Source organism: Luteimonas sp. MJ250, assembly GCF_039548455.1.
In the GTDB taxonomy this organism is placed as follows: domain Bacteria; phylum Pseudomonadota; class Gammaproteobacteria; order Xanthomonadales; family Xanthomonadaceae; genus Luteimonas.
Window position 1 is genome coordinate 1 of the sequence record NZ_JBCLVB010000006.1, and the last position, 21,671, is coordinate 21,671.

Sequence of the window (21,671 nt, forward strand, 5' to 3'; positions counted from 1 at the left end):
GGGGGGGGGTGGTGGGTGTTTGGGGGGGTGGGTGGTGGCTTCGGTTTTGGGCCCCCCCCCCCCGCGCCGCTCCGTTCGACCATGCCGATGCGCCGCGCCGGATTGCCGGCGACAATGCTGTAGGGAGCGACTTTCCCCGAAACCACTGCGTGCGCGGAGACGATCGCGCCTTCGCCGATCTCGGTGCCCGGCATCACCAGTACGCCCGAGCCGATCCAGGCGTGGTCATGGACCACCACCGGCTTGACGTCGCCGGGATCCGGGGCGCTGCCCAGGCGACGGCGCTCGGGATCGGTGGGGTGGCCGCCGGAGTCGCGAAAGGTGACCCCGCCGGCGACCTGCACGTGACGGCCGAGGCGGATTTCGCGCCCGATGACAAAGCGCGTGTCGTGGGCGATGTCGGAATGGTCGCCGATTTCCAGGCGCGGCCGGCTGGTGAAGCTCGCGGCGTAGCTGATCGAAATCTTTCCGCTCACACGCACGTGGTCGCCCACCACCAGGTCGCCGGCGCCCTGGACCCATGGCACGTGGACGCCGGTGGTCACGCCGCGGCCGACGCGGCTGCAGTAGGCCTTGAACAGCGGTTCGGCCACCAGGACGCGGCGCAGGAAGAACAGCAGCCCGCGCACGCCGAGGAACAGCCAGAGGTAGGGCAGGACAAGAATCCGCGGCGCCGGCAGCGTCAGTCCGCGGGCAGCAGCACGCCCTCGTCGGGCAGCGACGGCGGCGGGGTGGGGCGACGTCCGCACCCAGTGGCGCACGGCGGCCAGCGTGCTCACAGGGGCCGGTTCCGGTACGACACCCGGAGATACCAGACGTTCTGCCGGACTTCGTTGTCGAACACCCCGCTGTCGCGCTCGTAGCGGTAATAGCTGAGCGCGGTGCTCCAGTGCGGCGCCCAGCGCTTCTCGATCGCAAGGCCGCCGCGGCGGGTATCGTCGCTGGCGCCCAGCGGCCGGTATTCGGTCCGGTCGGCGCCGGCCCAGCCGGTAAGGGTGACCGTGGGGCTGATGCGGTAGTCCATTCCGGCCCAGATGCCGCGGGCCTCTTCGTCGGGAGCAAGCGCATCCATGTACCGCAGGCGCTGGATGTAGGGTTCGATGCGCCAGCCAACGCGATCGCCGGCGTGGTCCCAGGCCAGCGCCAGGCGCCGCTCGCGATACGCCGAGGGAATGACCGTGCGCGCGTCGACCAGCACGCTCCCGGGCACCGAGGCTTCGGGCCTGCCGGCAACACCGTCGAACAGCGCCGCATCGGCGGCGTCGGAAAACTGGTTCAGCACCATCAGCGACAGACGGTTGCGTTCGCTTGGGCGCCAGCCGGCCTCGAGGCGCAGCAGCGGGCCGTCGCGGCGGTCGCCGTCCCGGTAGTCAAGCCGCGAGTAGCCGGCATTGATGGTGTAGTCGGCGCTGGCCCGGGTGCGTACGTAGCTGGCGTAGACGTCGGTGCGCTCGTGGTCGCGCGCGGCGAGGTCGCTGTCGTAGTCGATGTCGGTCCACTGCGCGTTGAAGCCCAGGCTGCCGCGTTCGTCCAGGGCCTTGGTCACGCGCAGCGCGGCGCTGGCCCGCTTCGAGTTGAACTCGTCGGTGATCTCCGCGTCGGAGTCGATGTAGCGGGCCTCCACCCGGCCCTGCAGCGTGCGTCCGAGGTTGAACAGGAAGTTCGGTCCCAGCGAAAGCACGTTCACCTGCTGCCGGTTGTCGGGCGAGTCGGCGGCGAAGCGGTCGACCGCCTGGAGCTCGAGTTCGTCCTGGACCGTGAAGCTCAAGCGGTCGGGAATGGCGACCCAGTTGAGGTAGGCCGAAAGCATGCCCTCGACGCCATCGTCGATGCCGCCGTCGAATTCGCGGTAGTCGGCGCGGCCGGCGACCACCGCCTGCAGCGCGGAGCCTTCCTGGGTCACCAGGAAGCCAAGCCCCGCGCGCAGGATCCGCTGGGCGTCGGCATCGACGGCGGACACGCGGACGTTGTCATCGTGTTCGACGCCCGCGTCGACGACGTAGTCGACGCGGGCCGCCCGCGCGGAGGGCGGCGCGGCGAGCGACACCGCCGCCGCAACCGCGGCGGCGGTCAGCGAAACCCGGATGCTGGACGTTCCCATGGCGGTCCTTCCCGATGGCGGGTCAATGGTTGTCGTTGAAGACGATACCCGCGAGCTTTGCCGGGTCGAAGTTGGCGGCGGCCTTCTCGATCGCCTCCAGCGTCGCCTTGCCGTAGCCGGTTACCAGCACGACCACGTCGGCAAGGTCGGAGAGGATGCGGGCGTCCGGCGAGTTCAGCGCCGACGGCGCGTCCAGGATGATGTAGCGGTTGGGATCGGCCTGACGCAGCGAGTCGATCATGGTGCGCGCGCGCGCCGAGGTGAAGTACTCGCCGGCGATTTCGCGCACGCTGCCATTGGGAATCAGCTGCAGGCGCGGGATCCCGGTGGAGTACTGGATATCCTCGAGGTCATCGACGCTGCCGCCGAGGTAGTCCATCAGCCCGCAGTTGTCGCTGCCCGCGGCCAGCGCGATGTGCTGGCTCGGGTGCAGGGCGTCGCAATCGACCAGCAGCGCGGTCTTGGCTTCGTCGAAAGCGAACGCAAGCGCGAGGTTGCGCGCCACGAAACTGCCGCCGCAGTTGTGCGCAACCGGCGCCACCAGGGTGATGAAGTTCTGGTTTCCGCGCAGGTTGAGCAGGCGCGTGCGCAGGTCGCGGAACGCGTCGGCCTGGACGCGCACGGAGTCCTGGCGGTGGATCAGCCGGCGCTCCTCGAGCGCACGCGGCGAGAACGGCGGCGGCTGTACCCGCGCCAGGCTGCGCGAGGCCTCCTTCGGGGCGGTGCCGATGGCTTCGGCCAGGGCATGCGCGCCGCGCCGGGGTTCGATCATCGATGCGGAGTTCATGCGGCCACGACCCTGTATGCATAGGTAAGGACATAGACCAGCGCCACCGAGCCGAGCATGGCGATGGCGAAAGCCACTGAGAGGTACTCGCGGCGGCGCTCGCCGGGCGTCGGGTAGGTCGGCACGGCAGTCAGCAGCGGCAGGCTGGCGTGCTTGACGATGAGGTGCTGCGAGCGCACGCGCGGGTCGAAGCGGGCCACCGCGAACACCAGCGCCAGCGGAAGCGTGATGGCGATCAGCAGGCCGACCGCGGCGATGTGCATGAAGCGCAGGCCCGAGGGGCGCAGGGGCATGATCGCCGGGTCCTGGATGCGCAGCGTGAGGCCGCGGTTCTCCTGGTCGAGGCCCATCGACACGCGGGCGTTCTCGCGGCGGCGCAGCAGGTCCTGGTAGATCTCGCGGTTGACCTCGTAGTCGCGGGTCAGCTCGGCCAGCGCGCCCTCCGATGCTGCGATCCGGCGGCTGCGGTCGAGTTCGTCGTCAAGCAGCGACTGCGCGATCTGCAGTCGCGAACGGGTGGCGGCGGTCTCCCGGCGCGCCTGTGAGAGCTGGCTGCGCAGCTCCTGGTACAGCGGGTTGGCCTGGGCTTCGTCGGAGAGGGTGCCGGCGGTGCCGGGCGCCTCGCGGCGTTCGCGCTCGTCGGTGAGCATGCGGGTGATGTCGTCGATCTGGTGGCGCAGGCGGACCACGTCCGGGTGCTGCTCTGTGTAGGCCAGGAGCAGCCGGTCGCGTTCGGACTGGAGTTCGATCAGGCGCGTGCGATACAGGTTTTCGCGCGTCTGCACCGCCGTGACCGCCGATTCCCCGGACAGCTGGGCTGCGATCGACGCTTCGCGCGACTCCTGCTCGAGCAGCGCCATGCGCGTCTGCTCGAGCTGGGTGCGCAGCGCGCCGATGCGGGTGGTGGCGTCGGCGGCGCTGCCCGGCTGGGCGTCGACGTTGCGCGACTGGTAGTCCTGCAGGTTGCGCTCGGCGCTCGACAGCTTGGCATGGTAGCCCTGGACCTGGCTGTCGATGAACTCGTAGGCCTCGCGGCTTTCGCGCTCCTTGGCCGCGGCGGCTTCCTTCATGAACATGTCGCCGAAGGTTTCGGCCAGCCGGAAGGCGCGTTCGGGGTCGCGATCGCGGTAGCTGATCTGCACCAGTTCGGGCCGCGGGCTCTCGATCATGGTCCGGTTGCGGATCTCCTCCATCAGCCGGTCCTGCTCGATCGGGGAGGGGGCGCCCTCGAGCCAGCCGCCCACGGCCAGGGCCTCGCCCAGCACCTTGCGGCCGTAGATGATCTGGCGCGCCATGCCGGCGCGGTCGGACACGCCGGTGGGAACCGCCCGTCCCTCCAGCAGCGGCTGGATGATGTCGCTGTCCTGGGCCAGGATCGTGACCGAGGACGTGTAATTGCGCGGGATCACGAACAGGCCCACGACCAGCGTCAGCAGGGCGATCGCGGTGAAGATCGAGACCAGCGGGATGATCCGGGCGCGGGCCTCGCGCAGCAGGATCGGAAGCAGTTCGTTGGGCGTCAGGTCGGGCACGGTGGCCGGCGGACCACCGGGGCGGCGGGGTGCGGCCAGGGCGAGGGATGCCATCAGAATGCGCGCTCGGGAATGGTGATCACGTCGCCGGGCGCGACCCGGTGGTTCGTGGCCAGGTCGCCGCGATCGAGGATCCGGTCCAGGCGCACGGCATAGGTCGTGGTGGAATCGTTGCCGGTCCGGCGGTACAGCGCGGCGCGGTCGGAGGCGGCGAACTCGTTGACGCCGCCTGCCGCCAGCACCGCGTCAAGCACGGTCATGCCCTGGCGGAAGGGAATCGAGACCGGCTGGCGCACGGCGCCGGTGACGCGTACCCGGGACAGATATTCGTGGCTGCGCAGGTCGGTAAGGATCACCGCCACCTGCGGATCGCGCACGAAGGCCGAGAGCTTGTCCTGGATGTCGGCCGCAACGGCGGCCGGTGCCAGCCCGCCCGCGACCACGTCGCCCACCAGCGGCACCGAAATCCGGCCGTCGGGGCGCACGGGGACGGTGATCCCCAACTCCGGATTGCGCCACACGGTCACCTGGACGATGTCGTCTACGCCGATCAGGTAGTCACCGACTGCGGCCTGGGGCTGGTCGGGCGGGACATCGGTGATGCCGCCCGACGACGCGCATGCGCCCATCAGGACGGCGAGCACGAAGATGGCAATCAGGCGAAGCGCGGTCATGGGCGGAGTTTCCACGTATGGCGGGTTGCCAGTTACAACGGCAAAGCCCGCCATTGGCGGTCACCACGTCACGGCGCGTGCGCGTGCTAAAGGGCCGGTGGCAGCAGCGGTGCCGAGCCGTCGCGCGGTGCCGGCCGTGTACCGCTCTGCTTCCAGTGCCGCAGCAGGGTCCTCAGGGCGGTCGGCGCGTTGGCCGGCTCCGGCTGGCCGGCCTGGTTGCGCGTGTTTTCGCCGTGGCAGCCGCCACACGTGCGGATCTCGCCGGGCTGCAGGGTGATCCAGACGCGTTCGCGCACGACCGGCACGCCGTTGGAATCCACCGTCTGCCAGGTCAGCGCGCGGTTGGCGGGCACGAAGGCGGCGGTCGAACCGTCGGCCTCGATGCGAACGCTGCCGTCCGGCCCCAGCGGGTTGCCCGGATTGGCGCCCGTGTCGATCGGCTGCGCAAGCACGCGCCGCCCAGACGTCGAGTTCCGGTACGCGCGCACAAGGTTGCCCTGCAGCACCTGGAAGTGGGCGATGTCGTACACGATGCCGCCGTTGGCCACGGTCTGCGTGCCGCCGGGCACGCGCAGGTTGTAGGGCTGCTGGCGGTCGCTGCGGTCGCGACTGGTCTGGTTGCGGGTGACGATGATTGCCAGGTCCTTGGCACGGAGCCAGCTGCGGAATGCGCCCTCGTCCACGCCTTCGGACGCGAACAGGGTCCGTTCCGGCGACTGCAGGACCGCTTCGGAGGTGTGGGGCGGGCGCGGGCGGGCAGCCACCTCCACGGGCTCGATCTCCCACAGCGCGCCCTCGAAGGAGCGCAGGCTGTCGGGGGTCCACCACGACACCGACCTGACGATGCCGGGTGTCAGCGCGGGACCGGCGGCCAGAGTGCCCGGCGTACCCACCACCTGGCGCAGGCGCAGCTCGATGTCCGCACTGGCGTGGGGGCTGGGCGTGTGGGCCGCGACCATGTGGCCGCTGGTCATCGGCAGCGGATTGCGGAAACGGCCGCCGGACAGACCCGCGCCGCTCGGCGCGGGCGAGGCATCGGTGATCACCATCTGTTCTGGGTTGAGATGCGGAGCGCCGCTCAGCCGGATGATCTGGCTGGTCGTCAGGCTTCCGAACTCGGCGGTGTTGATCCCATAGTAGATCCCGGGCTGCGTCGGGTCCTCGCGGAGATGGAACAGGCCGCCGTACTGGCTGATGAACTTGCGGTTGGCGATCAGCGACGTGTCGGTGTTGTCGGACAGCGAGGGATCGCCGGCGAAGGAGCGGCCGAGGAAGCCGAACGTGACCTCGTGCCGGCCGACGTGGTTGAGCGTCTGTTCGAAGCTGCCGTCCTGGTTGACCTGCCAGGGCATGAAGATGTTGCTGTGGTAATTGCCGACCGGGCCATACGGGCTGTCCATCCCCAGCCGCGCCTCCGGGAAGACATCGGCCCGCGTGCCGGCCGGAGCGGCGTCGGCGGCTTCGCTTTCGAAGTCGAACGAGCCGGAAGTGCCGGCGTCCTGTTGCTGGTCGCGCTGCAGGTGGTCCCAGCGCGTGAAGACAATGCGGCCATAGCTGTCGATGACGGGGCTGAAGGCCCCGCTGGGCGCATGGTTGAGCATGCGCACCGCACCGCTGGCGGGATCAAGCCGGAAGAGGCCGGTGACGATTGGCGTGCTCTCGTATTCGTCGAGCTGCGGATGCAGGTGCGCCGCGCCATTGCGCGGCCGGTCGGAGGTGAAGAGGATGCTGTCGTCCGAGCCGTACAGCGGCGAGACGTTGTTGTAGGCGGGCTGGTTCGCGACCCTGGTGATGCTGGCCGCCTGGCCCTGGGCCAGACCGCTGACTTCGTACATCTGCCAGCGGCCATTGGTACCGCCGTATTGCTGCGCGGGCGCGCCGACCAGCATGCTGAAGATCGCCTTGGTGCCCGACCAGTGCACGGTGGGTTCGCGGACGGCGATGGCGTTGGCACCCTGGCGGCCATCCATGCCGAAGCCCGCTTCGCGGGTCAGGTCGCGCAGGCTGCCGTCGGGATAGCGGATCACCAGGCCGCCGCCGCGGGGCACCGACGTCATGCTGGTCATGTGGTTGGCGAAGGTGGACAGGCGCGAGGCGAAGACGTCGCCGTCGGTCGGCACCTGGGTGACGAAGAGGACGGGGTTCTGGACCGGGGTGGAAGCGAACGCGTTGGCAGGCGGTGGCGGCAGTGCCTGGGCGGCGGCGCGGGCCGCGCCGGATGCCGATGACGCATGGGCCGCGGCGGTTTCGCCGGCGTTGGCCTGCCGGGAGCCGGGACTGCAGGCAGCAAGGGTGCCGGCGGCGAACAGAAGTGCAACGAGCAAGGGGGCGGAAACAGGGGTGGTGCGGGGTAATCGGGAGCGGCCGGATAATCGGGACAAGCTGGATAAGCGCGATAAGCAGGCGCGGCGGCTCGGCAGGCATGGCAGGACGGTCATCGGGGGCACATCCAGGAAGGGATCGGGAATTCGCTCGCGCGTCAACACTACGCTTCAACGCAGCTCGAATTCAGGCTGAATGCGCCGCCGGGAACAAGCAGCGATGCATGAATGAGTGACGCAGCTCACTGATTGGCAGGCTGTGGCAGCGGGCCGGCCTTGCGTCAGGCGGCCGTGGCGGCCGCGATGCCGCGGTTTCCGCTGGCCGCGGGCATTGGCGTACGCTTCCGACGCAGATTCCAAGGGGAACGATCCAATGCGCATCCTGGTCACCGGCGGCGCCGGCTACATCGGCAGCCATGCCTGCCTTGAACTGGCCGGTCGCGGCCACGAGTTCGTGATCGCGGACAATTTCAGCAACAGCTCGCCGCGCGTGCTCGAACGCCTGGCCACGCTCCTGGGCCAAGCCCCCGCGCTGCGCCAGGTGGACCTGCGCGACCGTGCCGCGGTCGACGCGCTGTTTGCCGGGGAGCGCTTCGACGCGGTGATCCACTTCGCAGCGCTCAAGGCCGTGGGCGAGTCCTGCGAACGGCCGCTGGACTACTTCGACAACAACATCGGCGGCACCATCCACCTGCTGCAGGCGATGCGCAGCCAAGGGGTCCACAGGCTGGTCTTCAGCTCCTCGGCCACCGTGTACGGCGACCCGGACTCGGTGCCCGTACGCGAGGATGCGCCGCTGAGGGTCACCAACCCCTACGGGCGCACCAAACTGGTGATGGAGCAGCTGATCGGCGACCTGTGCGCCAGCGACCCGGGCTTCCACGCCGTGAACCTGCGCTACTTCAACCCGGTCGGTGCGCACGCCTCCGGCCTGATCGGCGAAGCGCCCGGTGGCGTACCCAACAACCTCATGCCCTACGTCTGCCAGGTGGCCGTGAGGCAGCGGGAGCGGCTTGCGGTGTTCGGCGGCGACTGGCCGACCGTGGACGGCACCGGCGTACGCGACTACATCCACGTGGTCGACCTGGCCCGCGCCCATGCCGACGCGCTCGAGTTCCTGCTTCGCGAGGCGCGCAGCGCCAATATCAATCTCGGCACCGGTCGCGGCACCAGCGTGCTGGAACTGGTCAGGGCCTTTGAAGACGCGTCGGGGCATGCGGTGCCCTTCGACATCGTTCCGCGCCGCCCCGGCGACGTGGCCGAGGTCTATGCCGATCCTTCGCTTGCGCAGGAGCTCCTCGGCTGGCGCGCCGAACACGGCATCGAGGCGATGTGCCGGGATGCATGGCGCTGGCAGTCGCGCAATCCGCGAGGCTACGAAGCCGCCGCGGCGGAGGCGCCAGCGGCGGACGGCGCGTCCTGAGCGGTTCGCCCGCGAGGGCCGGGCTCCTGCAGCCAGCTGGCCACGCGCCCGGGCGATTTCATCCAGGCGAAGTGGTCGGCGGCCACGCCGAGGGCGTCATGGTCGAACACCACCCGCGCCGACGCTGACCGCGGCATCTTCGACAGCAGGCAGTCGAGCGACGACGCCGGCGCGAGCCAGTCGCGTGCGAACAGGACGGCGCGGATGTCCGCCCGCACCCCGGCCATCGCCGGTTCCAGGTCGCCGAGCCCGCGCGCCGCATAGCGGCCGGTGGTCGCCGTGCTGCTCCAGTCGCGCATGACGCCGCGCGCCTCGTTGCCGCCAAAGCCAAGACGCCGGCCCGGAAGGCTGCCAGCGCGCTCGGCAAGCCAGGGCAGGGTGCGGTAGGCGAGCGGCAGCCACAGGCGCTGCCGCAGCGGGAACGCCCTCCAGTACGGTGCCCCGCACCCGGCCAGCCACAGGGCGCCGTACGTGGCAGGCGCCAGCGCCAGGCGGCAGCTGGCGAGCTGCCCGCCCAGGCTGTGGCCGCCGGCGATGCGCGGCAGGCCGGGCAGGGCCGTGGTGATCGCGTCTTCGCTGGCGGGGATGTCGAGCGTCAACAGCTCGCGATAGCCCCAGTCCGCGTGGTGGCCGGCGCGCAGGCTGCTGCTGCCGTGCCCGCGCCACTCGTGCAGGAACACCGCCACGCCGTGCCGTGACAGGGCCTGTGCCAGCGGCAGGTAGTGGCGGGCGGCGACGCCGAGCGCCGGCATCCACAGCAGGCTGCGTTGCGGCTGGTCCGGAAGACACGCCAGCAGTTCGAAGCGGTGGCCGTCCCGGGCTTCAAGCGTGACTGTCGACGGCGCGATGGGCCCGGTGTCGGCGGCAGCTTGCGCCGTCATGTCGTCGGGCGCGCGTCGAAGTGCCCCAGCACCAGCACGTCGCTGCGACCCGGTCGCACGCCCTTGCGCAGGCCGTCGCGCACATAGGTGATGCCGTGGCTGACGGCGTCGGAAAGAGCGTGGCCAAGACAGAGATTGGCGGTGATCGCCGATGCCAGGGTGCAGCCGGTGCCGTGGCCATCGACCACCAGCCGCGGCCCGCGGTGCCCGGTGGCCACCCGGCCGTCGGCGAAGCGGTCGAGGACGGTGTCGCCTTCGTCGAGATGTCCGCCCTTCAGCAGCACCGCCTTCGGCCCCAGGCCACGCAGTGTGGCGAGCGCCGCGTCCGCCACCGGCCCGTCAGCGATGGCGTGGCCCAGCAGCAGCTCGGCCTCGGGGATGTTCGGGGTGAGGAGGTCGGCCATCGGCAGCAGTCGCGTGCGCATGGCCTCGAGCGCCTCGGCCTCGAGCAGGCGCGCGCCCGAGGTCGCCACCATCACCGGGTCGAGTACCAGCCACCGCGGGCGATGGACCTCGAGCGCATCGGCCACGGCGCGGATCACCTCGGCCGAGGCCAGCATTCCCAGCTTCACCGCGCCGATGTCGAAATCATCGAAGCAGGCATCGATCTGGGCGCGCAAAAATTCCACCGGCGGCACGTGCACCGCGGTCACCCCGCGGGTGTGCTGCGCGGTCAGCGCGGTGATCGCCGAGAGGCCGTGGACGCCGTGGGCGGCAAAGGTCTTGAGGTCGGCCTGGATGCCGGCGCCGCCGCCTGAGTCGGAGCCGGCGATGGTGAGCGCTGAGATGGGCCTGGTCATGGTCGGGTATTGTGATGGTGTGCTTGTCGGAATGCATGTCCTCAAGGGAGCCGGGCGGATGACTGCTGCTATACGGGTGCTGGACTCCAGGCCCCGTTCCAGGTCCGGCCCCATCCAGCGCCCGGAGCCGGAGGCCGGCGCATGATCGCGCTGCTTGAAGCCAGGCGCGCCGGCCTGTTCCGCCGTGACAACTGGATGCGCAACATCATCGCCGGGCTGATCGTCGGCGTGGTCGCGCTGCCGCTGGCGATGGCGTTTGCGATCGCCTCGGGAGTGAAGCCGGAGCAGGGCCTGTACACGGCGATCATCGCCGGCATCGCGGTGTCGTTGTTCGGCGGCTCGCGGGTGCAGATCGCGGGGCCCACGGGGGCCTTCATCGTCATCCTTGCCGGCGTGGTGGCGCAGTTCGGCGTCAGCGGGCTGCTGGTGGCGACGCTGATGGCCGGGGTCATCCTGGTGGTGATGGGCCTGGCGCGGCTGGGCTCGGTGATCCGCTTCATCCCGGACCCGGTGATCGTGGGCTTCACCGCCGGCATCGCGGTGATCATCTGGGTGGGGCAGTGGCAGTATTTCTTCGGCCTGCCGACCGCGGGCGAGGGGCCGTTCTACCTCAAGGCCTGGCAGCTGCTGGGTGCGTTCCCGCAGCTGCACCCGGCAACTGCGCTGCTTGGTCTTGGCAGCCTGGGGCTCGTGCTCTATGGCCCGCGCATTCCCGGCATGGCACGGGTGCCGGGGCCGCTGCTGGCGATGATCGCGGCGACAGCCGTGGTCGCCGCCTTCGACCTGCCCGGCGTGGCGACCATCGAATCGACCTTTGGCGCCATCCCGCGCGCGCTGCCCTCATTCGCGCTGCCGACGATGAGCTTCGATACGGTGATGCTGCTGCTGCCGTCCGCGTTCACCATCGCGATGCTCGGTGCGATCGAGTCGCTGCTGTCGGCGGTGGTGGCCGACGGCATGGCCGGTACGAAGCATGACTCCAACCAGGAGCTGGTCGGCCAGGGCATCGCCAATATCGTTTCGCCGCTGTTCGGCGGCATCGCGGCCACGGGCGCGATCGCGCGCACCGCGACCAACATCCGCAACGGCGGCAACGCCCCGATCGCCGGCGTGGTGCACGCGCTGCTGCTGGTACTGATCCTGCTGGTGATCGCGCCCTATGCCGGCAGGGTGCCGTTGAGCGCACTGGCCGCGATCCTGTTCGTGGTCGCCTGGAACATGAGCGAGGCGCCGCGCTTCCTGCGGATGGTGCGCCAGGCGCCGCGCGCGGACGTCGCGATCCTGCTGATCACCTTCGCCCTGACAATCCTCACCGACCTGGTGGTGGCGGTGAACATAGGCGTGATCCTGGCAATGATGCAGTTCATGCGCCGGATGAGTTCCGCCGTGGCAGTGGTCGAGCACCGCCAGGCCAGCCTGCGCCAGGAGCTGGAAGAGGCGGGGCTGTCCGCCCTGCCAAAGGATGTGGCGGTGTACTCCATCGACGGGCCGTTCTTCTTCGGCTCGGTCGATTCGCTGGAGCGCGCGCTGTCATGGTCACGCGAGGCGCCGCCGCGTTATCTGGCGCTGCGCCTGGAGCGGGTGCCGTTCATCGATGCGACCGGCCTCAAACGCCTGGAGTCCACCATCGCAAGCCTGCGCGCGCGCGGGGTGGGGGTGCTGCTCAACGGCGCCAACATGGGCGTGTTGCGCAAGCTGGTGCGCGCCGACATCGTGCGGCGCGACGCTCCCGGGAGCTACTTCAAGACCCTGTCGGAAGCGCTGCTGTTCGTCGAAGCCCAGCGTGGCGTGGTGGAGCCTGGCGTCGACGGCTGACGGGCGAAACGCCGGACGTGGAGGCGATCCCGGCCTGCTCGGGTTCGAAGGTGCGGGCGAGGCGTATGCAGCGGGTCGCGCGCTGCGGAGTGGCGGGTCGATGGGTACTCCGCCGCCGCCAACCGGGGCCTTAAAGCACCTCGGACGCGTAATCCGCCAGGCGCGAACGTTCGCCGCGCCGCAGCGTCACGTGCGCGCTGTGGGCCCAGTGCTGGAACCGGTCCACGGCGTAGGTCAGGCCCGAGGTGGTTTCGGTCAGGTAGGGCGTGTCGATCTGTTCGACGTTGCCCAGGCAGACGATCTTGGTGCCGGGGCCGGCGCGGGTGATCAGGGTCTTCATCTGCTTGGGCGTGAGGTTCTGCGCCTCGTCCAGGATCAGCCAGCGGTCGAGCAGGGTGCGGCCGCGCATGAAGTTGAGCGAGCGGATCTTGATGCGCGAGGCGAGCAGGTCATTGGTTGCGGCGCGGCCCCAGCTGCCGCCTTCCTTGTTGCTGGGCAGCAGCACTTCCAGGTTGTCGGTCAGCGCGCCCATCCAGGGCGTCATTTTTTCCTCTTCGGTGCCGGGCAGGAAGCCGATGTCCTCGCCGACGCTGATGGTTGCGCGGGTCATGATGATTTCGCGGTAGCGCTGCGCGTCCATGGTCTGCGCCAGGCCCGCGGCCAGCGCCAGCAGGGTCTTGCCGGTGCCGGCGGTGCCGAGCAGGGTGACGAAATCGATTTCGGGATCCATCAGCGCGTTCATCGCGAAGTTCTGCTCGCGGTTGCGCGCGACGATGCCCCAGACCGCGTGCTGGTGGCTGCGGTAGTCATCGACGATCTGCAGCACCGCGCGGTCGCCCTCGACCGAGGCCACGCGGAACTCCGCGTTTTCGTCGCCCGGCAGGTAGAGATACTGGTTGGGATGCCAGTCGTCGTCTTCGGTGTGGCGCAGTTCGTAATACGTGCGGCCCTTGTCGGTCCAGGACTTGAGGTCCTTGCCGTGGCGCTGCCAGAAGTCTTCCGGCAGGGCGGTGGCGCCGGTGTAGAGCAGGCTGAAATCGTCCAGCGCGCGGTCGTTCTCGTAGTCCTCGCTGGGGATGCCGGCGATCGCGGCCTTGATGCGGAGGTTGATGTCCTTGGAGACGAACACCACGGGGTCGCTGCCGTCCTCCCGCTTCAGGTCGAGGATGGCACCGAGGATGCGGTTGTCGGGGGCCACGGCGCCGAACGAGGTCCTGTCCTCCTTTGGCGTGGTGGTCTGGAAGCGCAGCACGCCGCTGGCGCCCGTGCCACGCAGCTGCAGGCCGCCGGGACGCTCCAGTTTCAGTCCGGACGCGATGTGCTCGGCGCCGTGGGCCTCGATCAGCTCGTTGATGAAGCGACTGACCTGGCGCGCGTTGCGGTTGGCTTCGGTGGTGCCCTTCTTGCCGTTGTCGAGCTCCTCGATCACCTGCATCGGCAGGTAGACATCGTGCTCCTCGAACTTGAACAGCGCGGTCGGGTCGTGCATCAGCACGTTGGTGTCGAGTACGTAGATCCGCTTGCCGTGGTTCATCAGGGTGTTCGTCCGTCCGGGGTGGCGTGGCAGGGGGGTGGTGCGGATGTGGCGCACGCGCCGACCGCCGCGGCCCGCGTGGCGGGGCGGCGATGGGCGGGGGCGCAGCGGTGCTTCACCGGGCGCGGGCTTCCTTCAGCGCCTCGAACACGGCATCGGCGTGCCCCGGCACGCGCACCTTGCGCCATGCGCGTGCGATGCGTCCCTCGGGGTCGATCAGGAAGGTGCTGCGCTCGATGCCCATCACCTTGCGGCCGTACATGTTCTTCTCTTTGATCACGTCGAAGGCGCGGCACAAGGCCTCGTCGGCGTCGCTGACCAGCGGGAACCGGAAGCCCTGCCTGGCGCAGAAGGTGTCGTGCGACTTCACCGAGTCGCGTGACACGCCCAGCACCGTTGCATCCAGCGCTTCGAGTTGCGGCAGCAGGGCGTTGAAGTCCAGGCCCTCGGTGGTGCAGCCGGGCGTGGAGTCCTTGGGATAGAAGTACAGCACCAGCCAGCGGCCGGCGTAATCGGCAAGCATCGCGCTTGCGCCGCCTGACAGCTGCAGCGGGAGGTTCACGGTGCTGCCGTCGAGCCTGTCGCCTTCGTTCATTCCTTGTGCCTGCGCATTCAGAACTTCATCGGATCCATGATCGCGTCGAGGTTGAGGTGGTCGCAAAATTCGAGGAAATCGTCGCGCAGCACTGCGATGTGCATGTCCGCCGGCACGCCGATGGTGACCTGGGCCGAGAACATGTCGGCGCCGGTCTGCATCGCGCGGTAGCGCGAGCAGTGCAGGCTTTCGATGGTGATGCTCTGGCGGTCGAAGAAATCGGCCAGCTGGTAGAGGATGCCGGGCTTGTCGGATGCCACCACTTCGACAATGTAGGGCAGCAGGTTCGACTGCACCGGCTTGGCGCCGGTGCGGTACCAGACCAGCTTCAGGCCCTCTTCGCGCTCCAGGCGCGAAAGCATGGCCTCGAGCTTGGCCACTGCGTCCCAGGAGCCTGTGGCCAGGGCGGTGACCGAGACGTCGCGGCCGACGGTGGACAGGCGCGTGTCGACCAGGTTGCAGCCGCTGTCGGCGATGCGCCGCGATACCGCCAGCAGCGGCGAGCGCGGATGCGTCGTATAGGCGTTGATGAGCAGGTGGTTCTCGGTCGGCGCGGGCCGGGTTGTATCGGTGTCGGTCAAATCGGAGTCCACGGGGGTGGCGGTGCAAAGGCGCCGGGAGACTGGCTGCCATTCGCGCCTGGACGGGCCAAGCGGCCGCCCTTGAGGCTGCAGCCAGCATACTTGCCCGTGCTTCGACGCCGCAAGTAAGATCACCCTGCTGCGCGCCCCGTCGCGCAGCCTCCCGCACGGCTTCCCAACGCAGGTCCAGCTTGCATCTTTCCGGCAGCATCACCGCGCTGGCGACGCCTTTCACGGCCGCCGGCGAACCCGATACCGACGCATGGCTGCGCCTGGTCGACGCCCAGCTTGCGGGCGGCACCCAGGCCCTGGTCGTCGCCGGCTCCACCGGCGAGGCGGCCGCGCTCACCGGCGCCGAATACGAAGCCCTGCTGCGGGCGGCCGTGGAGCGCGTGGCCGGCCGCGTGCCGGTCATTGCCGGTACCGGCCAGTCGGGCACCGCGCACACTGTCGAACGCACCCGCCTGGCTGCCGCCTGCGGCGCCGATGCGGCACTGGTGGTCACGCCGCCCTACGTGCGGCCGACGCCCGCCGGCCTGGTCGCGCACTACCGTGCGGTCGCCGACGACGGCGCGCTGGCGGTCATCCTGTACAACGTGCCGCCGCGCACCGGCTGCGACATGCAGCCGGACACGGTGGCCGAGCTGGCTACCTGCAAGGCGATCATCGGCATCAAGGAAGCGGTGGCGGACGAAGCACGCATGCGCGCGCTGCTGCCGCTGGCAGGGCCGGGCTTTTCGGTCCTGAGTGGCGACGATGGCAGCGCGGCACGCGCGATGCTGGCCGGCGCCGATGGCCTGGTCTCGGTTGCGTCGAACGTGGCGCCCGTGGCCTTCCGCCGCCTGTGCGACCTTGCGCGGGGCGGCGATGCCGGCGCTTGCGCGAGCCTGGCTGCGAAGATCCAGGGCTTGATCGAATTCTGCGGCGTCGAATCCAACCCGATCCCGGTCAAGGCCCTGCTGGCGCGGCGCGGCTTCGGTGATGGCGATGGCATCCGGCTGCCGCTGCTGCCGCTTTCGGCGGCGTACGCTGCCGCAGCGGACCAGCTCGCCGCCGGCCTCGAAGCGCTTGAACAGACCTGCCGCGAAGCCATCGCGGCCTGAACCGTTTTCCCAGGAGACAGCAATGCAGCCTTCCCGTTCCATGCTCCGTCCGGCCATTGCGGTCGCCCTTCTCGTGACGCTGGTCGCCACCGCCGGCTGCAGCTGGTTCCGCAAGGACAACGCGCTTTACGCAGCCGCGCCGCAGGACCGCCCGCTCGAGGTGCCGCCCGATCTCGATCGCCCAGATACCAGCTCGGCGATGGCCGTTCCGGACACCGGCACCACCAGCGTGACCCGCTCGGACATCTCGTCCGCAGCGCCCACGGCAGCGGCCGCGCAGGGCTCGACCAACGGCTTCACCGTCCAGCTCGCGCGCGAAGATGTGTTCGAGCGCATCGAGTCGCTGCTCGGCGACATCGAGGGCGTGACCGTGGTCAGCAAGGCGCAGCTGCTGGGCACCTACGACATCGACGCCGGCGACACCAAGTTCCTGGTGCGCGTGACCCAGGTCGAAGCGGGTACCTATGTGTCGGCGGTCGATCCGCGCGGCCTGCCGGCGGCCGGCGACGACGCCGTGCGCGTGATCGAAGCCCTGCGCGCGGGCCTGTCCAGGTAACGGGCCCTTCGCGGGCAGTCGTGGCGCGCGCGATCCGGAAAGGGTCGCGCGCCATTGTCCCGGCGCCGCGCGTCAGCGCTCCAGAAGCGGCAGCTTGCCCGGCTTGCCGTCCCACTCCTCGGCGTCCGGCAGCGGCTCCTGGCGGGTGGTGATCACCGGCCACTCCTTCGACAGCTCGGCGTTCAGGGCCACGAAGCCTTCCTGGCCGGCGGGAACGTCATCCTCGGCGTAGATCGCGCCGATCGGGCATTCGGGCTCGCACAGGGTGCAGTCGATGCACTCGTCGGGATCGATCACCAGGTAGTTCGGACCCTCGTGGAAACAGTCCACCGGGCACACCTCGACGCAGTCGGTGTACTTGCACTTGATGCAGTTCTCGGTGACGACGAAGGGCATGGCTCGCGATGCTGGCTGTGGAGGCCGCATATTGTAGCGCCCGGCGCCGCCGTAGCGCCCACGCATAAAAACAGGGCCCGCAGCCGTTTCCGGTGCGGGCCCTGAGGGAAATGGTGCTCCCTACGGGATTCGAACCCGTGTTTTAGCCTTGAGAGGGCCACGTCCTGGGCCTCTAGACGAAGGGAGCAGTGTTGCATTCGCCGCCTTTTGGACGGCACCGGTTGGACGACCGGCTCCCGCGACAAGCCAAGGCTGTATGCGGCTTGCTAGTATAGCAAGCACAGGCTGCCACTGGGCAACCAGCGCAGGTACTTTTTTCCAGATGCCCAACGATATCCCTTCCGTTACACCGGTCCTGCGGACGATCCCGCGCGACCAGCACACCATCTCCCGCAAGGACATCAGCGCCAGCGCGCTGCGCGTCCTCTATCGCCTGCGCGAGGGCGGCCACGAGGCCTACCTGGTCGGTGGCGCGGTCCGCGACCTGCTGGTCGGCGGCAGCCCCAAGGATTTCGACGTCGCCACCAGCGCCACGCCCGAAGAGGTCAAGTCGCTGTTCCGCAACTGCCGCCTGATCGGGCGCCGGTTCCGGCTGGCGCACGTGGTCTTCGGACGCGAGATCATCGAGGTCGCGACCTTCCGCGCCAACGTCGACGACGGCAGCGGTGACCGCGAGACCCACGAGGGCGGGCGCCTGCTGCGCGACAACGTCTACGGCACGATCGAAGACGATGCCGTGCGCCGCGACTTCACCGCCAACGCGCTGTATTACACGATCGACGACTTCTCGGTCCGCGACTACCTGGGCGGCTTCGAGGACGTGCAGAACCGCGTGCTCAAGCTCATCGGCGACCCCGAAACCCGCTACCGCGAAGATCCCGTGCGCATGCTGCGCGCGGTGCGCCTGGCGGCCAAGCTCGACTTCGACATCGACCCGGCCACCGCGGCGCCGATCCGCGCACTGGCGCCGCTGCTGTCCGAGGCCGCGCCCGCGCGCCTGTTCGAGGAAACCCTGAAGCTGTTCCTCTCCGGACATGGCGTTGCCAGCTTCAAGGGCCTGGAGCGCCACGGCCTGCTGAAGGCGATGTTCCCGGAGGCGGGAGCAGCGATGGAAGCCAACCGCAGCGGTGCGCTGCGCGCGGTCGTGCTGGAGGGACTGCGCGGCACCGATGCGCGCGTGGCCGCGGACGAGCCGGTGTCGCCTGCGTTCCTGTTCGCCCTGCTGATGTGGCCCGCCTATTGCCGCACGCTGATGACGCTGCAGGCGCAGGACGTGCCTCCGGCGGACGCCCAGCGCCGCGCCGCCGACCGGGTCACCGTGCACGAGTTGGCCACCATTGCGGTCCCGCGTCGGTTCTCGCTGCCGATGCAGGAGATCTGGCTGCTGCAGTCGCGCTTCGGCCTGCGCCAGCGCAAACGGGTGATGCGCATGATCGCGCACCCGCGCTTCCGCGCCGCCTTCGACTTCCTGCAGGTGCGCCAGGCCGGTTCCGACGAACACGCCGAGGACATCGCCTTCTGGCGCGAGGCCCAGCTTGATCCCGACATGGCCATCGCCCACAGCCCGATGGACGACTGGGAGGGCGACGGCGACGACGCCCAGCGCACGCCGCGCCGCCGCCGCCGGCGGCGGCCCGTGACCACGGGATGAGCGCGCCGGTCCGGGCCTGCATCGGCCTGGGCGGCAACATGGGCGAGGTGGCCGCCACCCTGCGCTCGGCCTTGGCCGCGATCGACGCGCTGCCCGCCACGCGCCTGCTGCGCACGTCGCGCTTCTACCGCACGCCGGCGTGGGGCGTGCAAGCGCAGCCCGATTTCATCAACGCCGTTGCCGTGCTGGAGACCACGCTCGGTGCGCGCGCGCTGCTTGAAGCGCTGCTGGCGATCGAGCGCGACCATGGCCGCGAGCGCGCCGAAGACGGCAGCCGCTGGGGGCCGCGCACGCTCGACCTCGACCTGCTGCTGCATGGCGACGCGGTGGTGGACGAACCCGGACTGGTGGTGCCGCATCCGCTGCTGCACGTGCGCGCCTTCGTGCTGGTGCCGCTGGCCGAAGTCGCGCCGGACGCCGTCGTCCCCGGGCTCGGTCGCGCCGACGCGCTGCTCGCCGGCATCGACGCCAGCGGCATCGCCCCGTCGGGGCCCGGCGAGCCGGCACGCGGCGTAAGATCGTAATGCCCCCAAACCACGGACGCGATACTTGATGGCCAAGAACCAGGACCGCCGGCCGATGACCGTGCCCGGCCTTGCCGAGGCGCGCGCGGCGGGCCGCAAGCTCGCCATGCTGACCGCCTACGACGCCGGCTTCGCGCGCGTGTTCGACGCCGCCGGCGTCGACCTGATCCTGATCGGTGACTCACTGGGCATGGTGGTCCAGGGCCGCGCGTCGACGCTGCCGGTGACCGTCGACGACATCACCTATCACACCGCCTGCGTGGCCCGCGCGCTGACCCATGCACTGCTGGTGTCCGACCTGCCGTTCCAGGCCGACGCCACGCCCGAACGCGCGCTCGACGCATCCACGCGGATGCTCCAGGCCGGCGCGCAGATGGTGAAGCTGGAGGGCGCGGGCCCCAAGCTCGACGTGATCCGTTTCCTGGCCGAGCGCGAGATGCCGGTCTGCGCCCACCTCGGCCTGACGCCGCAGTCGGTGCTGCGCTTCGGCGGCTTCAAGGTCCAGGGGCGCGAAGAGGCCGCGGCCGAACGCCTGCGCGCCGAAGCGCGCGAAGTGGCCGAAGCCGGCGCCGCGCTGATCGTGCTCGAGGGCGTGCCCGCGGCGCTGGCCGCCGCCATCACCCGCGACAGCGCGGTGCCCACCATCGGCATCGGCGCGGGTGCCGACTGCGATGGCCAAGTGCTGGTGATGCACGACATGCTCGGCCTCGACTCCGGCCACCGGCGCCCGAAGTTCGTGAAGGATTTCCTGGCCGAGGGCGGCTCGGTGGCCGGTGCCGCGGAAGCGTTCGTGGCCGCCGTGCGCGACGGCAGCTTCCCCGACGCGGCGCACTCCTACGCATGAACGCCGCGATAGAAGTCGCGCGCGCGCTCGGCGCCCTGCGCGCCCGCATCGATGCCTGGAAGCGCGAAGGCCTGCGCGTGTGCCTGGTGCCGACCATGGGCAACCTGCACGAGGGTCACTACAGCCTGGTGCGCCTGGCGCGTGCCAACGCCGACCGCGTGGTCGCCAGCGTCTTCGTCAATCCCACCCAGTTCGGCCCCGGCGAAGACTACGAGCGCTATCCGCGCACGCCCGAAGCCGATATCGCGGGGCTTGAGGCCACCGGCTGCGACCTGGTCTGGATGCCGCCGCTGGAGGAGATGTATCCATTGGGCACGGCGCGCGCGGTGCGCGTGCAGGTGCCCGATATCACCGGCGTGCTGGACGGTGCACATCGCCCGGGACACTTCGACGGCGTCTGCACGGTCGTGGCGCGGCTGTTCAACCAGGTGCAGCCCGACGTCGCCGTGTTCGGCCGCAAGGACTACCAGCAGCTGGCGGTGATCCGGCACATGGTCGATGACCTGGCGTTCCCGGTGGAGGTACGGGGCGCCGATATCGTGCGCGAAGCCGACGGCCTGGCGCAGAGCTCGCGCAACCAGTTCCTGTCGCCCACCGAACGCGCACTCGCGCCCGAAATCCACCGCACGCTGCTGGCGATGCGCGCGGCGGTGCAGGGCGGCGCCGACCGGCACGCCACGGAAGCCGAGGCCATCGCGCGACTGCAGGCCGTCGGCTTCGCAGTCGACTACGCCGTGATCCGCACGCCGCTGCTCGTCGAACCCGATGCGATGGACGATGCCGGCAACGGCCACCGCGTCGCCCTCATCGCCGCCCGCCTCGGCCGCACCCGCCTGATCGACAACCTCGAATTCCCGAACCCGCCTTGCTGCGCCTTCCCGGCAGACTGTCGTGAGAATCAAAAGCGCGACGCTCCCGCCCTTCCCACCACCCCACCGCGCTGATGGCAGCGGAGGGTGGGCGGGTATTCCGCCGGCAATAAGGAGCGGCCCCATCGTGACGCCGGCGGAGTACCCGCCAGACCAAGGCCCCACCCTCCGCCCCCGCCAGACCAAGGCCCTCGAACCCTGAATCGGTCCCCGGTGAACGGGTTCCCGGACAAGAGCAGCGCGCGCCATCTTGTAGAATCCAGACCCGACGCCGATTCCCCGGCAGCTTGCGGTCCCCCGACATGCTTCTGACCCTCCTCAAAGCCAAGATCCACCGCGCCACCGTCACCCACGCCGAACTGCATTACGAAGGCTCCTGCGCGATCGACGGCCGCCTGCTCGAGCTCTCGGGCATCCGCGAATACGAGCGCATCGAGATCTACAACATCAACAACGGCAAGCGCTTCGCGACCTATGCGATCCGCGCCGAAGAAGGCAGCGGCATCATCTCCGTCAACGGCGCCGCCGCCCACCAGGCCGAACCGGGTGACCTGGTCATCATCTGCGCCTATGGCGCCTGCGACGAGGCCGAAGCCGCCGCGTTCAAGCCCAGCCTGGTGTATGTCGACCGCGACAACCGGATGACCCACACCAACGACGCCATTCCGGCGCAGGCGGCCTGAA

General features: G+C 69.8%; 20 protein-coding genes, 1 tRNA gene and 1 pseudogene. 9 read left to right on the plus strand and 13 right to left on the minus strand.

Translation table 11 applies throughout. The features are described from left to right. The 6 genes from WCE37_RS02615 to WCE37_RS02640 all read right to left on the minus strand — a co-directional run. A partial coding sequence (locus WCE37_RS02615; protein WP_343278010.1) for an acyltransferase occupies window positions 1-779 on the minus strand: 779 nt, incomplete at its 3' end. Next, entirely contained in the window at window positions 776-2,101 is a 1,326-nt protein-coding gene (locus tag WCE37_RS02620) for a hypothetical protein (RefSeq protein ID WP_343278011.1), read from the minus strand. The genes WCE37_RS02615 and WCE37_RS02620, both read right to left, overlap by 4 nt. A 22-nt stretch (window positions 2,102-2,123) precedes the next feature. After that, window positions 2,124-2,888 (minus strand): polysaccharide biosynthesis protein, encoded by a 765-nt coding sequence (locus tag WCE37_RS02625; protein ID WP_343278012.1) that lies wholly within the window; start codon window positions 2,886-2,888, stop codon window positions 2,124-2,126. After that, window positions 2,885-4,474 carry an XrtA system polysaccharide chain length determinant gene (locus WCE37_RS02630; protein ID WP_343278013.1) on the minus strand — a complete coding sequence of 530 codons (1,590 nt, stop codon included), beginning with the start codon at window positions 4,472-4,474 and terminating at the stop codon, window positions 2,885-2,887. Before WCE37_RS02630 ends, WCE37_RS02625 begins: the two co-directional genes overlap by 4 nt. Then, window positions 4,474-5,094 (minus strand): XrtA/PEP-CTERM system exopolysaccharide export protein, encoded by a 621-nt coding sequence (locus WCE37_RS02635; RefSeq protein WP_343254845.1) that lies wholly within the window; start codon window positions 5,092-5,094, stop codon window positions 4,474-4,476. Before WCE37_RS02635 ends, WCE37_RS02630 begins: the two co-directional genes overlap by 1 nt. 86 nt (window positions 5,095-5,180) lie before the next feature. After that, the gene (locus tag WCE37_RS02640) at window positions 5,181-7,418 is read right to left on the minus strand and encodes a hypothetical protein (protein ID WP_343278014.1); all 2,238 of its coding nucleotides are present in this window, start codon (window positions 7,416-7,418) and stop codon (window positions 5,181-5,183) included. Window positions 7,419-7,788: 370 nt separating this feature from the next. On the opposite strand from WCE37_RS02640, the gene galE reads away from it, so the two are divergent. Beyond that, window positions 7,789-8,838: a UDP-glucose 4-epimerase GalE gene (gene galE / locus WCE37_RS02645; RefSeq protein ID WP_343278015.1), complete on the plus strand. Its 1,050-nt coding sequence runs from the start codon at window positions 7,789-7,791 to the stop codon at window positions 8,836-8,838. Here the strand turns inward: galE and WCE37_RS02650 are convergent. Together WCE37_RS02650 and thiD are read right to left on the minus strand one after the other, a co-directional pair. Further along, window positions 8,790-9,719 (minus strand): alpha/beta fold hydrolase, encoded by a 930-nt coding sequence (locus WCE37_RS02650; RefSeq protein WP_343278016.1) that lies wholly within the window; start codon window positions 9,717-9,719, stop codon window positions 8,790-8,792. The two genes, galE and WCE37_RS02650, sit on opposite strands and share 49 nt — an antisense overlap. Next, window positions 9,716-10,519, minus strand: coding sequence for a bifunctional hydroxymethylpyrimidine kinase/phosphomethylpyrimidine kinase (gene thiD, locus WCE37_RS02655; protein WP_343278017.1), 804 nt, complete (start codon window positions 10,517-10,519; stop codon window positions 9,716-9,718). Before thiD ends, WCE37_RS02650 begins: the two co-directional genes overlap by 4 nt. 141 nt (window positions 10,520-10,660) lie before the next feature. Here thiD and WCE37_RS02660 point away from each other — a divergent pair, with 141 nt between their 5' ends. Then, window positions 10,661-12,334, plus strand: coding sequence for a SulP family inorganic anion transporter (locus WCE37_RS02660; RefSeq protein ID WP_343278018.1), 1,674 nt, complete (start codon window positions 10,661-10,663; stop codon window positions 12,332-12,334). Between the two features lie 130 nt (window positions 12,335-12,464). Here the strand turns inward: WCE37_RS02660 and WCE37_RS02665 are convergent, their stop codons facing one another. From WCE37_RS02665 to WCE37_RS02675, 3 genes are all read right to left on the minus strand, one after another. Next, on the minus strand, window positions 12,465-13,868 hold the full coding sequence (locus tag WCE37_RS02665) for a PhoH family protein (RefSeq protein WP_343278019.1): 1,404 nt from the start codon (window positions 13,866-13,868) through the stop codon (window positions 12,465-12,467). 115 nt (window positions 13,869-13,983) lie between these two features. Then, complete coding sequence (locus WCE37_RS02670; protein WP_343278020.1) at window positions 13,984-14,463, minus strand: peroxiredoxin; 480 nt, start codon at window positions 14,461-14,463, stop codon at window positions 13,984-13,986. Between the two features lie 17 nt (window positions 14,464-14,480). Then, the gene (locus WCE37_RS02675; RefSeq protein ID WP_343254837.1) at window positions 14,481-15,044 is read right to left on the minus strand and encodes a glycine cleavage system protein R; all 564 of its coding nucleotides are present in this window, start codon (window positions 15,042-15,044) and stop codon (window positions 14,481-14,483) included. Between the two features lie 191 nt (window positions 15,045-15,235). Here WCE37_RS02675 and dapA point away from each other — a divergent pair, with 191 nt between their 5' ends. Further along, entirely contained in the window at window positions 15,236-16,147 is a 912-nt protein-coding gene (dapA, locus tag WCE37_RS02680; RefSeq protein WP_343278021.1) for a 4-hydroxy-tetrahydrodipicolinate synthase, read from the plus strand. Window positions 16,148-16,169: 22 nt separating this feature from the next. Beyond that, window positions 16,170-16,703: a hypothetical protein gene (locus WCE37_RS02685; protein WP_343278022.1), complete on the plus strand. Its 534-nt coding sequence runs from the start codon at window positions 16,170-16,172 to the stop codon at window positions 16,701-16,703. A 72-nt stretch (window positions 16,704-16,775) separates the two neighbouring features. Here the strand turns inward: WCE37_RS02685 and fdxA are convergent, their stop codons facing one another. Continuing rightward, complete coding sequence (fdxA, locus tag WCE37_RS02690) at window positions 16,776-17,099, minus strand: ferredoxin FdxA (protein ID WP_343278023.1); 324 nt, start codon at window positions 17,097-17,099, stop codon at window positions 16,776-16,778. 111 nt (window positions 17,100-17,210) lie between these two features. Beyond that, window positions 17,211-17,286 (minus strand) — tRNA-Glu (locus WCE37_RS02695). Between the two features lie 135 nt (window positions 17,287-17,421). On the opposite strand from WCE37_RS02695, the gene pcnB reads away from it, so the two are divergent. The 5 genes and pseudogenes from pcnB (at window position 17,422) to panD (ending at window position 21,670) form a co-directional block, all read left to right on the plus strand. After that, window positions 17,422-18,750 carry a polynucleotide adenylyltransferase PcnB gene (gene pcnB / locus WCE37_RS02700; protein WP_343278024.1) on the plus strand — a complete coding sequence of 443 codons (1,329 nt, stop codon included), beginning with the start codon at window positions 17,422-17,424 and terminating at the stop codon, window positions 18,748-18,750. Next, a complete protein-coding gene (gene folK, locus WCE37_RS02705; RefSeq protein ID WP_343278025.1) occupies window positions 18,747-19,274 on the plus strand; it encodes a 2-amino-4-hydroxy-6-hydroxymethyldihydropteridine diphosphokinase in 528 nt (175 codons plus the stop codon). The genes pcnB and folK overlap by 4 nt, the downstream gene beginning before the upstream one ends. Before the next feature lie 28 nt (window positions 19,275-19,302). Continuing rightward, window positions 19,303-20,118: a 3-methyl-2-oxobutanoate hydroxymethyltransferase gene (panB, locus tag WCE37_RS02710; protein ID WP_343254831.1), complete on the plus strand. Its 816-nt coding sequence runs from the start codon at window positions 19,303-19,305 to the stop codon at window positions 20,116-20,118. Continuing rightward, window positions 20,115-20,972, plus strand: a pseudogene (panC, locus tag WCE37_RS02715) (pantoate--beta-alanine ligase); the annotation flags it as partial. The gene panB and the pseudogene panC, both read left to right, overlap by 4 nt. A gap of 317 nt (window positions 20,973-21,289) precedes the next feature. Beyond that, window positions 21,290-21,670 (plus strand): aspartate 1-decarboxylase, encoded by a 381-nt coding sequence (gene panD, locus WCE37_RS02720; RefSeq protein ID WP_343278026.1) that lies wholly within the window; start codon window positions 21,290-21,292, stop codon window positions 21,668-21,670. Window position 21,671: the final 1 nt, after the last annotated feature.

Bases quoted from the DNA above. Each gene is read 5' to 3' on its own strand.
- WCE37_RS02620 (WP_343278011.1), bottom strand. From the start codon at position 2,101: ATGGGAACGTCCAGCATCCGGGTTTCGCTGACCGCCGCCGCGGTTGCG.
- WCE37_RS02625 (WP_343278012.1), bottom strand. From the start codon at position 2,888: ATGAACTCCGCATCGATGATCGAACCCCGGCGCGGCGCGCATGCCCTG.
- WCE37_RS02630 (WP_343278013.1), bottom strand. From the start codon at position 4,474: ATGGCATCCCTCGCCCTGGCCGCACCCCGCCGCCCCGGTGGTCCGCCG.
- WCE37_RS02635 (WP_343254845.1), bottom strand. From the start codon at position 5,094: ATGACCGCGCTTCGCCTGATTGCCATCTTCGTGCTCGCCGTCCTGATG.
- galE (WP_343278015.1), top strand. From the start codon at position 7,789: ATGCGCATCCTGGTCACCGGCGGCGCCGGCTACATCGGCAGCCATGCC.
- WCE37_RS02650 (WP_343278016.1), bottom strand. From the start codon at position 9,719: ATGACGGCGCAAGCTGCCGCCGACACCGGGCCCATCGCGCCGTCGACA.
- thiD (WP_343278017.1), bottom strand. From the start codon at position 10,519: ATGACCAGGCCCATCTCAGCGCTCACCATCGCCGGCTCCGACTCAGGC.
- WCE37_RS02660 (WP_343278018.1), top strand. From the start codon at position 10,661: ATGATCGCGCTGCTTGAAGCCAGGCGCGCCGGCCTGTTCCGCCGTGAC.
- WCE37_RS02665 (WP_343278019.1), bottom strand. From the start codon at position 13,868: ATGAACCACGGCAAGCGGATCTACGTACTCGACACCAACGTGCTGATG.
- WCE37_RS02670 (WP_343278020.1), bottom strand. From the start codon at position 14,463: ATGAACGAAGGCGACAGGCTCGACGGCAGCACCGTGAACCTCCCGCTG.
- WCE37_RS02685 (WP_343278022.1), top strand. From the start codon at position 16,170: ATGCAGCCTTCCCGTTCCATGCTCCGTCCGGCCATTGCGGTCGCCCTT.
- fdxA (WP_343278023.1), bottom strand. From the start codon at position 17,099: ATGCCCTTCGTCGTCACCGAGAACTGCATCAAGTGCAAGTACACCGAC.
- pcnB (WP_343278024.1), top strand. From the start codon at position 17,422: ATGCCCAACGATATCCCTTCCGTTACACCGGTCCTGCGGACGATCCCG.
- folK (WP_343278025.1), top strand. From the start codon at position 18,747: ATGAGCGCGCCGGTCCGGGCCTGCATCGGCCTGGGCGGCAACATGGGC.
- panB (WP_343254831.1), top strand. From the start codon at position 19,303: ATGGCCAAGAACCAGGACCGCCGGCCGATGACCGTGCCCGGCCTTGCC.
- panD (WP_343278026.1), top strand. From the start codon at position 21,290: ATGCTTCTGACCCTCCTCAAAGCCAAGATCCACCGCGCCACCGTCACC.